Here is an 11,826-nt window from a genome sequence, read left to right as displayed (position 1 = left end):
GGCCCCACGATCGCCGGCGCCGTCTGCGCCCGGGTCATCGTGACCAGGTGGTCCTCCATCGTCAGGTGCTCAGCGGTGGCGTAGCGCTCCCCGTTCGCCCGCCGGTAGATCGACCCGCCATCGACACGCTGCAACTCCGCCGGCACCGCGACCGGGTCCGGCGCCGACACCTGCACCACCCCGGTCGAGGCCAGCGCCTCCCGCGCCAGCGCCTCGAGCAACGCCGGCCGCGCCTCCGCCTCGACGCCGAGCTCGTGGGCGTCCCCGAGCCGGCGGTCCAGGGCGTGGGAGAGGTTCCCGATCGTCCACACCGAGTACTGCGCTTGCGCGTCGGCGACCGCGGCGGCCATGACCGCCTCCCGGTCCACCCCGGCCACCACCTCACCGGCCACCGCCGGGCGGCCACCGGCCACCGGGCCGGTACCCAGCTCCTGACCGGCCCGCTCCGCGGTCGCCGCATGCCCGGCCACCGGCGCGGGCCCGGTGGCCAGCTCGGCCGGGTCGTGGCCGGCCACGGCCACCTCGTCCACCAAGTCCACCAGGCGTTCCACCCGGGCGGCGCTCCAGGCGGCCACCCCGGCCGGACCGGACTCGGTGCCCTTCGGCGCCCGCGTGTCCAGGGTGGCCATGTCGGCCATCGCCTTCCGCGCGGCCGGCCCCGGCTCGTAGCCATTGCGGTCCACGTAGGCAGCCACCAGCTCGTCCACCCGGGCGGTCACCTGGCCGCGCCGGGTCGAGGCCTCGGCCATCAACTCCGGATCCACCCCGACGATCTCGCGCGCGACACCGTCCGCGCGCTCGGCGAACCGCGCCCCGGTCGCCTCCGTCGTGAGCTGCTCCAGCGCCCGCTCATACGCGGACGCGAACGCCTCCTTGTAGGCCCGAAACGACCGCCCATCCAGGGCGCCGATCTTCCCGTCCGCGGTCACCGTGCGGTTCAACAGGGCGCCGTGGGTGTGTAGCTGCGGCTCGTTCTCCCGGCTCGTGGAGTGCCGCCACAACGTCCACACGGTGCCCTGACCGGCCTCGTGCTTGCCCACCGACTCGTTGCCCGTGGTGGTCCGCCCGTGCCACCCGGTCCGGGTGTAGGCCACGTGCTGTTCGGCGTACGAGATCGCGATCTCCACCGCCTTGTCGTGCGCGCCCGCGACCGCCGCCGCCTGCTCGTCGGCACCCGCGGCCAGCAACGCCGCCCAGTACACCGACACGCTCTTCGGAGCGGAGAACGTGAAGTCGTAGTAGGCCACCCCCTTGCGGCCATCAGTGGCCGCGGCCGTCTCCAGCTCACGCAGCCGCTCCGGCGTGGGCTCGCCCGGCTCCTTCGCCACCAGCGCGGCCAGGCGCTGCTCCTCGGTCTTGTACGTCGGCGGCCGCCGGCCCAGGAACTCCGGCGCCTCCTCGCTCGACTCCGGCCGACGCAGCTGCCCGAAGACCGCCCGCACGTCGTCGACGTCGACTACCTCGCCGGAGCGGGCGTTGATGCCCATCGCCTCCAGCCCGGTCCCGAACCACCGGCCCTCCGGCTCCCCGTGCGACACCGCCGCCTCGAAGTACGCCGGCCCCTGACCGCCGAGCTCCTGCTCCATCCCGGCCGAGCGTTCCGCGGTCTGCTCGGCACCCTCGTCGAGGTCCACCGAGTGCTCGTGGTCGGTGCAGCCCGAGCCGCGCACCAAGTACTCCACCGCCCCGGCGGAGATCGCGGAGATGCGCAGCATGATCAACATCATACCGCACCGCCCCAAGATCACAAACACTGTGCATAGGTGTGTGCAGTTGTAGTGGCAGTATCTTTGGCGGTTCAGAAGTAGAGGTGTGAAGCGGTTGGCTGTGGAACGACGTCAAAGTGAGAGTTGTGGAGCGTCGCTAGAACTGCAGTGGGATGCGTCGTCGAAGTTGCAGTAGGCGTCGTCAGAATTGCAGTAGCTGGGGGAGATCGGTGACGCTGGCGTGGCTGGTGAAGTCGGAGGCGAACCGGGTCGCAGGGTTGGTGCCGTACAGCGGCCGTGCGGCCGGAGGTGCGTCGACCGAGGCGAGGGTCGAGCCACGACCGACGAGGTGCGCGAGGCTCTGTGGGCTGACCGATCGGGTGCCCGGGCGGGCCAGCAGCGCCTGCCACCCGGTGGGCTGATCTGTTGAGCGCGGAGATATTGACAGTGGGCGGCGGAGATAACGTCAGTGACCGCGCAGGCGAGATGCCAGTGGATAGCGACGCTATCTAGACGTGCCTGCGCTACGTTGCCGGCATGATCGATCGCATCGCGTGGGCGACCCTGGCCGTAGCCGACCAGGACGACATGCGCCGGTTCTTCGTCGACGTCCTCGGCTTCTCGGTCGTCACGGACGCCGAGATGTGGGACGGCGCCCGATGGCTCGAGGTCGCGCCGGCGGGCGCGCAGACAACCCTGGTGCTCAGCAAGGCCTCTGATTTCGACCGGGACCCGGACAGCCAGTACCCGATCGGGCTCCACGCCAGCGATCTACAGGCGCTGGCGGATGCGGCCAAGGCGCACGGCTGCGAGACGACCGAGCCTGTGACGGAGTCCTGGGGCAGCTACGTCCGGCTGACCGACCCCGAAGGACGCCAACTGCTTGTTCGGGGATGAGGCGCGCCTGTACCAGGCGGTGCGGGGCCTCGGACAGAGCACAGCTGGCGGTCGCGGAAATTGATGGCTCCAAGGTCGCTGACAAGCATCTCGCGCGCGGGATGACAGAATATCCGCGCTCAACACATCGCCGTGGTCCACAGCCCGGTGGCTACTGCTCGCCCGTACGGTTGTCGTCATGGATCTTCGGCGTCGCATCTCGGAACGCAACAGCGAGTTCCTGCTCTTCGCGGTAACCCCACCCCGGCGATCGACCTCGCCGGAGCGCGCCCAGGAAATCGCCGACGCCACGCTGGACCGGCTCCGCCCGCTGGCCCTCGATGGCCTCGTGCTCTACGACATCGACGACGAGAGCGACCGCAACGCCGAGGAACGGCCGTTCCCGTTCGTAGCGACGATGGACCCGGCCGACTACCTCACGCGGCACCTCACCGCCTGGACCGCGCCCACCGTTGTCTACCGCGCGGTGGGGAAGTACCCGGAGGCCGACCTGCGGCCGTGGCTAGACACCCAGGACCCCGACCGGGTGCTGTCGGTCTTCGTCGGAGCCTCCTCGCGAGAAAAGGAGGTCGCGATGTCGCTGAAGCAGGCCCACGAGCTGCGGGCGGAGGCGAGCCCGGAGCTCGCGGTCGGCGGCGTCGCCATCCCGGAACGGCACACCCGCCGCGACGACGAGCACCTGCGGCTGCTCGCGAAGCAGGACGCTGGCTGCTCGTTCTTCGTCACACAGGTCGTCTATGACGTGAACGCGGTGAAGAACCTTGTCTCCGACTACCGGTTCGAGTGCGCCGCCCGTGGCCTCGACCCGGCCCCGATCGTGTTCACCTTCACGGTCGCGGGCTCGATGAAGACCCTGGAGTTCCTGACCTGGCTCGGCGTCGACGTGCCCCGCTGGATCCAGAACGAACTGCAGCACTCCGACGACGTCCTGAGGACCTCCTACGACCAGTCCCTGTCCTCCGCCCTCGACCTCATCGCGTACTGCCGGCGGCTCGGCATCCCGTTCGGGCTCAACGTCGAGAGCGTGTCCAGTCGGCGTGCGGAGATCGAGCAGGCGGTGCAGCTCGCCGCGCGGCTGCGGCAGGAACTACACCGCCCGTCGGACTGACCGGTCAGCAGGCGTGGCCATAGCGGCACCACTGTCGCGTTGGTGGCGCCAACCCACTGTCTCTCACCCGTCACTCTCCAGCCCAGGTCGCAGTTGGGTCGTATCCCGCGCCAGGCCGCCAGCTCACAGGAGTGCTGATGACCGGCACCGGGGGATAACTGGCTACCTTCTCGGCCCGCTCGGCCACTACCTGAGCCACCCGGCTCCGCTCACTGCGGCCGGTCGGCTCCGACCTGGGTGAGCCGGTCGGGGCCGTAGCGGTGCTCGACGTCGGCCACGACGGTGTACAGCAGCTGCTCGAGGTGCCGGCGCTGGGCGGGGGCGAGAGCACGGAGCAGGTCGTCGTCGAGGTCGGCGATGCGCCCGACCAGACCCTCAACGAGGTCGTGGCCGGCGGGCAGCAACCGCACGGTCCGGTGTCGACTCCCCGCCGCGCGAGTCCGCTCGATGAGTCCCGCCTGCTCGGCGCGGGCCAGACGCTGCGAGATCGCCCCGGCGGTGACCATCGCCCGCCGCGCGATCTCCCCGGGGGAGAGTTCGTAGGGTTCACCGGCCCGCCGCAGCACCGAGAGCAGGTCCAAGGTCGCCTGATCAGCGCCCCCGTCGGCTACGACCCGGCGACGCTGGTCACCGAACAGCTTGGCCAGCTGCCACACCCGGGTCACCACCGACATGCCCTCGACCGACATGCCCGGACGCTCCCGCGCCCACGCCTCAGTGACCGCCTCCACCGCGCCCGACCCACGAGCCGCCGAGCCCCCACTCTCCCCGGCCGGACCCGGTCCACTATCGGCCCCCACACCCACCTCCCTTATTTTAGTGCTAAAATTTAGGCCTGAAGTCGTTGAGAGGAAGTGTATGCGCACCATCGTCGTCACCGGCGCCGCTACCGGAATCGGCCGCGCCGCTGCCACCGCCTTCCACACCCGGGGCGACTACGTCGTACTCACCGGGCGGCGCGCCGACGCCCTGACCAAGGCCGTCGACGGCCTCGACGAGCGGGCCGTCCCCGTCGCGTTCGACGCCTCCGACCCCGACCAGGTCACCGCCGCACTCTCCCAGCTCCCCGACCGGATCGACGTACTGGTCAACAACGCCGGAGGCAACACCGACTTCGACCACGACGACCCCACCGACCTGGCTGGTGTGGCCGCAGCGTGGCGAGCCAACCTCGAGGCCAACCTGCTCTCCGCGGTCCTGGTCACCACGGCACTTCGCGACCGGCTACAGCCCGGCGGGACCGTGGTCAACATCGGCTCCATCGCCGCCGACAAGGGCGCCGGCGCCTACGGAGCCGCCAAAGCCGGCCTCGCCTCCTGGACCGTGGACCTCGCCGCCCAGCTCAGCCCCACCGACATCACCGTCAACACCCTCGCACCCGGATATGTCGCCGACACCGAATTCTTCCGCGACAAACTCTCCGACGACACCCGCCAGACCCTCGTCGACAGCGCTCTCACCCGGCGCGCCAGCCATCCCGAGGACATCGCAGCCACCGTCGAGTTCCTCGCCTCACCCGGCGCCCGGCAGATCACCGGGCAGGTCCTCGCCGTCAACGGCGGCGAACGCACCAGCCGCTGATCGACGCAGCGCTCTCAGCGTCGGCGAAGCCACTGCCACGGGCCCAGATGACACATCACGCGGGGCGTCGCCTGAGCGCCTGGTCGAGGCGGCACGGTCGCCCCCGGCACAGAAGCCGATCACTGTCATTCGGCCGTCGTTCTACAACAGTCAATGATCAGCACGGTGGTCAGTTACAAGATCAATAGAGGCGAAGCGGTTGTGGAGCGACGCCAGAGTGGCACTGGCGAACGACAGATAAGTGGCACGCGGCGACAGGTAAGTGGCACTGGGATCGATCAGGGCCGAGGGGTCAATCGTTGGTGACGCTGGCTACCTGAGCGACGGTCGCACCGAACGGTGTGGCCGGATGGATGCCGTAGAGCGGTCGTGCGGCCGTGGGCGGGCTGATCCCGGCGAGGGTTGCGCCGCGGGCGACGCGGTGTGCGAGGCGTTGCGCGCTGAGGTAGAGGTGGCCGGGTGGGGCGAACATCGGTTGCCCCGGCGCGGGGTCGTCATGGGTTCCGATCGCGGCCCGAATTGGCGGACGGGCCCGCTCCGGGACGCGGTAGAGCCCGGCGAGCAGGGCGATCTGTTCGGCGCCGGCGTGGACGAGGTGATGGGCGAGGAAGCGTGGTTCGGCGTCGGTGGCCAGCGCGAGTGCCACCGCGGCGGCGGTGACCGGACAGACGAGCCGGCGCAGCCGCGTGACCGTGGCCGGTGCGAGCCGGGGCCCGAGAGCGGCCACCGTGGCCGGGCCCAGTTCGGGCAGGGTCAGGCGGCGGTGTTCGGCGGCGAAGCCGTCCTGCGCGGCGCGGAGCCGGGTCCGCAGCTCCGCGCCGGTGGCGGCGTCGACGGTCAGGCGCTGCAGCAGCGCGCCGACGTCGCAGCCCGGCCAGGCGTGCTGCGTGGTCGGGAGTTTCCACCCGAGCCGGTGTCCGTCGGGGCGCCAGATCCGGGCCTCGTGGCGTGCCGCAGCGAAGGCGGCGATGTACACCTCGCGCTCGGTCAACGTGCTCGACGCGATGCCCAGCGCGGCGAGCAGGGTGCCCACCGCGCCTACCCAACCGATGCGCGGATACGGCAGCGGGGCGGTGCTGTGGTGGTGCCAAACCAGCCAGAGCGCGACGTCGCAGTCCGCGGCGAGGTCGACCAGCCGGGCGAGGAGGACCGGAGGGAGCCGGTGCGCGCGCAGCACGACCAGATCGCTGACCTGCTCGGCGCGCAGCCACACCCGCAAAAGGCGTGGCCCGTGGCGGGTGCAGCGTTCCCGCGTAAGCGCCTGCGGGTCCTTGCCCAGTGCGCGGAGCAGGTCCTCGACCAGCGCCGGCCAGGTCGCGCCGGGCCGCGGATGACACACCACCCGCCCGGCAGCCAGATCCTGCAGATCTTGCAGCGCGCGCACGCAGGCGGTGTCGTCGCGTGGGTCGAGCACCCAGGACACCCGCGAGCGGTCGGCGGCGACGGAGTCGGTCGCGCTGGTGGCCGCGACGTCGGCCGGCGGTGCAACGGCCGCCGCCGCAGCGCTCATGCTGTCGCGCTGGTGGTGGTGACCTTGCCACCGCCCACGTCGACGCCGCCGCCGTGAACGGCGAAGGTGTTGTGCACGATCTCCTCGTCGATCCGGTCGCGCTCGGCCCGGGCGCACAGGTCGGCGGCGGTGTGGGTGAACGCGGCCCAGTGCCGCAGGTTCCCGTGTCCGACGTGGTCGTCGATCAGCGCCAGCAGTTCGCGGTCCGCGCCGTCGTAGATCGGGTGGAACGAGCCCATCAGCTCGCACACCTGCGGCCCGGTCAGCGGGTCCAGAGCGACCCGCCGGTAGACCCGCGAACGCAGCATCGGCTCGCGGGAGAGCACCGACCAGGCGTCATCGCCGCCGACCAGCAGCAGCGCGAACCGGGTCCGCCGGTCGTCGTGCAGATAGCGCAGGAACTCGATGCAGTCCTTGGTCAATCGCTGCGCCTCGTCGACTTTACCGACCGGCGATGCCCGGATTGTGCCTCTGACCTGCGTTGATGCGTAGCTTACATGTCCGTCACGTTGTCTGGCCCGGATCACGGTCGCCTGTTGGGGTGATCGTGCGGCGCGGCCCGGCCACCGGGGTGCGGTGGCCGGGCCGCGGGCTCGGACGAGGTGGGGTCTGTCAGGTCATCGCGGTTGGATCGACGAGCTTGGCCTCCAGGTCGGCGACCCGGCGGTCTTGAAAGCGCAGATTCGAGCGAGCGGCTTGCAGGCGCTCCTCGAGGGTGCGGTTGTCGGTGGTGAGCTGGCGGACGCGTTGCTTGAGGCTCGTGTTCTCCGTGGTGATCCGCTGGATGCCCTGCTCGGTCCACTCGGCTTCCAGGTCGCGGGTCTGGCCGAGGAGCTCGCCGATGCGGGTGCGCTGGTTGAGGATCTCTGCGTTGGCGGTCTTGAGGGCGTTCTCGGCGTTGAGCGCCCGCTCCCGCCAGGTGGTCTCGTGCTGGTCGTGCTGGTCGGCGAGCGCCTGGGCTCGCCGCTCGTCGGCGTCGGCGATGGCGGCGGCGACCACGGCCCGTGCGTGGGGGTTCGCGTAGAGGAACGTGCGTGAGACGCCGGCGCGGCGACTCACGGCCGCGACGCTGACCGGGGTCTTTTCCCGGCGCAGCCGGGAAAGCGCGGTCTGAACACGGTCGATGGCGGCCTGGGCGTTGCTGCGGCGGGAGGCCAGCGCGGCGGCCGTGCGGGATGCGGGAACGGTTCGAGTGTTCATGCGCAGGCTTCTCCGGAGTCCCCGGCGATGGCCTCGTCCTCGCATTCCACGGCCGCAGCGAGGTCGGTCGCACGGAAGGCGGTGGACCACACGCGCTGGAAGTAGTCCTGGGGCTTGCGCAGGTCCAGCTCGAGTGCCTGGTCGAGCAGGTCGAGCCCGGCCAGGGCCTTCTCCAGACCGTCGATGGCGCAGGCGGTGGGCTCGAAGTAGCGGTGCAGGTAGTCGGCGGTGGCATCGTCGGGGGCGCCCTCGGCCAGTTGCCGCCACTGTTCGCGTTTGCGCCGCCAGTAGAGGAGGTCCGCGCCGGACAGGACGAACTTGTCGCAGTTGTGGCAGTCCAGGTTCCAGGGGCAGGCGCCGCCGTCGACGACCGGTTGGAAGGTGCAGAACCCGCCCTCGGCAGGCGTGCTGCGGCGAGAGAGGTCGATCGCCAGTGCTTGGGCCTGCGTGGGGCTAAGCGGCGCGGTGTTGCCGGCGAGCAGTTCGCCAGGGTTGGCCGCGCCGGGCCCGGCGACCCAGACGTGCTGCAACACGTCCTCCAGGTCCGAATGCGACAAATGCACGTAATGTTCTGAACCGTCTCGGGTTCGTTGCCGGCTTCATGCTGGTGGCGGCTCCGGTTGGAGCGCCGCTGGTTGAGCGTAGTAGGCGGCTTCGAACTCCTCGGGTGGGACGTAACCAAGGAGGCTGTGCAGCCGCCTGTGGTTGTACCAGTCGACCCATTCCATGGTGGCGTACTCGATGTCGTCGACCGTCTTCGCCGGGTGCACCCGAAACGGACTGTTCATACCGATCACCTCGGTCTTGAACAGTCCAATGGTGGATTCGGCGAGCGCATTATCGTAGGCGTCGCCGACACTGCCGATCGACGCCGCGATACCCTCAATGCCGAGAGTCTCGGAGAATGCAATCGACGTATATTGAGACCCGGCATCGCTATGATGAATGAGGCCGTCGCCGATTCGCTTTCCTTCGTGGTCGCGTCGCCACAGCGCCATCTTCAGCGCCGTGGTCACCATGGCGGTGTTCTTCACCTGTGTGGCGTGCCAGCCGACGATCGCCCGAGAGAAGCAGTCGATCACGAACGCGACGTAGACGAACCCTGACCAGGTTCGGCAGTAGGTGAAGTCGGTGACCCACTTCCGGTTCGGAGTCGTCGCGGTGAAGTCTCGATCGAGCAGGTCAGGCGCGCGTCGGCCACCGTGGTCGGCAGGGATCGTGGTGCGGTGATGGCCCCCGCGGACCAGCCCGGCCAGACCCTCGTCGCGCATCAATCGATCGATCGTGCAGGCCGCCACACGGTGGCCCTGACGGCGTAGGTGTGCGGTCATCTTTCGTCGTCCGTACATGCCTTCTGGGGTGCCTGTCGTGGTGCGCAGCGCATCGGTCAGATAGGCGTCGGTGATCGTCCGAGCTGATGGTTGGGTGGTTTTCCAGTTGCGATACGTGCGTGGGGCGACCTGGACGCCTTGCTCGGTGAGCACGCGACAGATCGACTCGACCCGATATTGACATGCACGCATCTGATCGATGAAATCACAGATCAGCGGTGGCGAGGGTCGAGTTCCCTCGCGAAGAAAATCGAGGCGGCCTTGAGAATCTCGTTGGCCTCTTTCAGATCCCGGACTTCACGTTCAAGGTCCTTGATCCGTTGCCGCTCGACCGTGCTCGGCCCGGGCACCTGCTGGGCATCGATCTGTGCCTGCACCGTCCACTGGCGCAGCGACTCGGCACCCACGCCCACCTTCGGGCCGATCGCTTGGCACGCCGCGTACACCGACCGGTACTCGTCGAGGTGGTCGAGCACCATCTTCACGGCCCGGGAACGCTGCTCGGGCGGGTAGCGCTTGGACATGATCCACATCCTCCACAAGGAAGGAAGCGGCACCGAACCCGGGACGGTTCATTCGGCCATGCGGTCGCTGACCTGACCCAGATACTTGCGGATGTGGGTCAAGGTCGCGCCGGCGCGCAGCAGGTTGGTCGCCAGGGTGTGGCGAGCCTGGTGGGGCACCCACCGGCCGAGGTCGAGGGAGTCGACCCACGTATTGAATCGGTGGTGGAACCACTGATAGGTCAGCGACACGGTGCCGTCGTGGTTGCGGTGGGTGCTGGGAAACAGCGCCAATCGGGCGCGTTCGGCGTCGGTGGGCCGACGTCCGTGCTCGGCGGTGTAGCGGTCGAGGGTCTTGCGTTGGCGTTCGACGAGGACGTCGTAGAGGCGCTCGGGGATCCGGATCGCCACGTCGTAGTTGCCGACCTTGGTCTGGTCATGCCAGAGCATCGCCAACCCGCCGTAGCGGCCGATGCAGTCCCAGCGCAGCTTGAGGACCTCCCCGATGCGGCGGCCCGTGGTCACCGTCGTCTCCCACACATCGCGCAGCCCGCGGTCGGACGGGTCGTGGATCTCGGCGAGGTGGCGCAGGTTGTCCTCGTCGGCCAGGGTGCGCGCGACGTCGTCGGGGAAAGGGCGGCGCGCGGTGCGGCCCGTGGTGGCCCCCGCGGTAGGCATCGCGATGATGAACTCCCGGGCCAGCCCGATCCGCTCGGCCGCACCGGTGTCCAGCGCGTCGCGCAACATCTTGCGGGCGGCGTTGAACACCACTGACCGCGTGGTCGTGGTGACCATGCTCGCCGCCCCGCCGGGTCGTGTCATGGCCAGCGAGGGCAGCTCGTCGCGTTCGCGGTGGCGCTGGTCGGCGACGAACCGACGCATGTGCTCACCGCGCAACTCGTGCGGGTCGTGCCCGCCTGCTGGGGCGTCGACCTGTAGGAAGGCGCCCAGTTCGACGGCGGCCCGCCGGATGCCGTCGGGCACTCCGGCGGTGCGCGGGCATCGTGGCGATTGCAGCAGGTCGGCCAGGTAGTCCCAGGTCAGGTCCCGTAGCCAGGGCTGCGGGATGCCGCTCAAGTCGAAATGGCTGGCGCGCTGGTCGAACCGCACCCCGAAGTGCTCAGTCTCCAGGAACCCGGCCGCCTTGGCCTGGGCCGGGGTGAAGTAGACCAGCCGCAGCTCGTGCAAGATCTCCTTGGCGATGGCGCCGGTGAACTCGGCGCAGCCGCCCGCACCGAACTCGAAACCGATCAAGGAGTCCACTTCCAAGGCGGAGCAAGTGGCCACCAGCGAGCGGATCCAGCCCAGGTCCCAGCGGGTCGGCCGGGCGCGTTGGGTATGGATGAACAGGCCCCACTTGATCTCGGCCCGGACCAGCGGCCGCAGCCCCTGCAGGTTGATCTGGCCCGGCCACGGCCGCGCCGGCGCGATGGCGCACCAGCGCCGGAACACCTGCTCCTCGGCGTAGCTGACCGGAACCGGCTCAGCGAGTCGCTCGTAACGCTGCCACCAGTTCGTCGGCAGCCCGGCTCCGCCCGGGCTGCCTTCCCGACGGTAGCTGCGGTCGTGCCACGGACACAGCCCCAACGGGGAGTCGGCCAGGTTGAGGCAGGCCGCGACCAAGCAGGACCCGTAGCCGTCGCCGGGCGACTGCTCGCCGAGCCACTCGGTGAAATCCGCTGCCCGTCCCACGGTCCTCTTGCGGGCCGCCCACCGGTTGAGGTGCCACTGGCAGAGCCGTAGCTCGGTGCGCGCCGCGGGCCGGCGCGGGCAGATGCGGCAAATCAACTCCTCCACCCTGACGTGCCGCTCCAACGGTCCGGCGGCGGTCACGAACGCGGCCTTGCCGACCCCTCGAGCACGCTGCTGGGCCCATTGCTCGCCATGCTCGGCGCACAGATCCGATCCCCCGTGGCGGGTGCGCTCGCAGCGCTCGACCAGGCACCCCCAGCGGTAGATCGGGTGCTGCTGCGGGATCTCGACCACGTCG

At 69.8% G+C, this 11,826-nt stretch carries 11 protein-coding genes; 3 read left to right on the top strand and 8 right to left on the bottom strand.

What is annotated here, in order from left to right; genetic code table 11:
• On the bottom strand, nucleotides 1-1,715 hold a 1,715-nt coding region (gene mobF, locus I4I78_RS22950; protein ID WP_218613540.1), incomplete at its 3' end, for a MobF family relaxase.
• Between the two features lie 528 nt (nucleotides 1,716-2,243).
• Between mobF and I4I78_RS22945 the strand changes: the two genes are divergently transcribed.
• Complete coding sequence (locus I4I78_RS22945; RefSeq protein ID WP_218613539.1) at nucleotides 2,244-2,603, top strand: VOC family protein; 360 nt, start codon at nucleotides 2,244-2,246, stop codon at nucleotides 2,601-2,603.
• 178 nt (nucleotides 2,604-2,781) lie between these two features.
• On the top strand, nucleotides 2,782-3,711 hold the full coding sequence (locus tag I4I78_RS22940; RefSeq protein WP_218613538.1) for a methylenetetrahydrofolate reductase: 930 nt from the start codon (nucleotides 2,782-2,784) through the stop codon (nucleotides 3,709-3,711).
• A gap of 209 nt (nucleotides 3,712-3,920) precedes the next feature.
• On the opposite strand, the gene I4I78_RS22935 is transcribed toward I4I78_RS22940, so the two are convergent.
• On the bottom strand, nucleotides 3,921-4,400 hold the full coding sequence (locus I4I78_RS22935; protein WP_226380268.1) for a MarR family winged helix-turn-helix transcriptional regulator: 480 nt from the start codon (nucleotides 4,398-4,400) through the stop codon (nucleotides 3,921-3,923).
• A 169-nt stretch (nucleotides 4,401-4,569) separates the two neighbouring features.
• Between I4I78_RS22935 and I4I78_RS22930 the strand changes: the two genes are divergently transcribed.
• Nucleotides 4,570-5,292 carry an SDR family NAD(P)-dependent oxidoreductase gene (locus I4I78_RS22930; RefSeq protein WP_218613536.1) on the top strand — a complete coding sequence of 241 codons (723 nt, stop codon included), beginning with the start codon at nucleotides 4,570-4,572 and terminating at the stop codon, nucleotides 5,290-5,292.
• A gap of 292 nt (nucleotides 5,293-5,584) precedes the next feature.
• Here the strand turns inward: I4I78_RS22930 and I4I78_RS22925 are convergent, their stop codons facing one another.
• From I4I78_RS22925 to I4I78_RS32975, 6 genes are all read right to left on the bottom strand, one after another.
• Complete coding sequence (locus I4I78_RS22925) at nucleotides 5,585-6,802, bottom strand: hypothetical protein (RefSeq protein ID WP_218613535.1); 1,218 nt, start codon at nucleotides 6,800-6,802, stop codon at nucleotides 5,585-5,587.
• On the bottom strand, nucleotides 6,799-7,224 hold the full coding sequence (locus tag I4I78_RS22920) for a hypothetical protein (RefSeq protein ID WP_218613534.1): 426 nt from the start codon (nucleotides 7,222-7,224) through the stop codon (nucleotides 6,799-6,801). The genes I4I78_RS22925 and I4I78_RS22920 overlap by 4 nt, the downstream gene beginning before the upstream one ends.
• A gap of 190 nt (nucleotides 7,225-7,414) precedes the next feature.
• Nucleotides 7,415-8,002 (bottom strand): DUF6262 family protein, encoded by a 588-nt coding sequence (locus I4I78_RS22915; protein ID WP_218613533.1) that lies wholly within the window; start codon nucleotides 8,000-8,002, stop codon nucleotides 7,415-7,417.
• Entirely contained in the window at nucleotides 7,999-8,565 is a 567-nt protein-coding gene (locus I4I78_RS22910) for a hypothetical protein (RefSeq protein WP_226380267.1), read from the bottom strand. The genes I4I78_RS22915 and I4I78_RS22910 overlap by 4 nt, the downstream gene beginning before the upstream one ends.
• Nucleotides 8,566-8,601: 36 nt before the next feature.
• Nucleotides 8,602-9,857, bottom strand: a protein-coding gene (locus I4I78_RS22905; RefSeq protein ID WP_218613532.1) for an IS3 family transposase whose coding sequence is annotated in 2 segments (ribosomal slippage) — nucleotides 8,602-9,584 and nucleotides 9,584-9,857 — 1,257 coding nt in all. Because the reading frame shifts where the segments join, the coding sequence is not laid out codon by codon here.
• Nucleotides 9,858-9,905: 48 nt separating this feature from the next.
• The coding region (locus tag I4I78_RS32975; RefSeq protein ID WP_226380266.1) for a site-specific integrase at nucleotides 9,906-11,826 on the bottom strand (1,921 nt) is incomplete at its 5' end.

The organism is Pseudonocardia sp. KRD291, assembly GCF_019263595.1.
In the GTDB taxonomy this organism is placed as follows: domain Bacteria; phylum Actinomycetota; class Actinomycetes; order Mycobacteriales; family Pseudonocardiaceae; genus Pseudonocardia.
The sequence above is the reverse complement of the archived record's forward strand: the minus strand, read 5'-3'. Positions and strand labels throughout refer to the sequence as shown.

What these genes read in the sequence shown, in the direction of transcription:
- I4I78_RS22935 (WP_226380268.1), bottom strand. Translation starts at nt 4,400, where the DNA reads ATGTCGGTCGAGGGCATGTCGGTGGTGACCCGGGTGTGGCAGCTGGCC.
- I4I78_RS22945 (WP_218613539.1), top strand. Translation starts at nt 2,244, where the DNA reads ATGATCGATCGCATCGCGTGGGCGACCCTGGCCGTAGCCGACCAGGAC.
- I4I78_RS22925 (WP_218613535.1), bottom strand. Translation starts at nt 6,802, where the DNA reads ATGAGCGCTGCGGCGGCGGCCGTTGCACCGCCGGCCGACGTCGCGGCC.
- I4I78_RS22940 (WP_218613538.1), top strand. Translation starts at nt 2,782, where the DNA reads ATGGATCTTCGGCGTCGCATCTCGGAACGCAACAGCGAGTTCCTGCTC.
- I4I78_RS22915 (WP_218613533.1), bottom strand. Translation starts at nt 8,002, where the DNA reads ATGAACACTCGAACCGTTCCCGCATCCCGCACGGCCGCCGCGCTGGCC.
- I4I78_RS22930 (WP_218613536.1), top strand. Translation starts at nt 4,570, where the DNA reads ATGCGCACCATCGTCGTCACCGGCGCCGCTACCGGAATCGGCCGCGCC.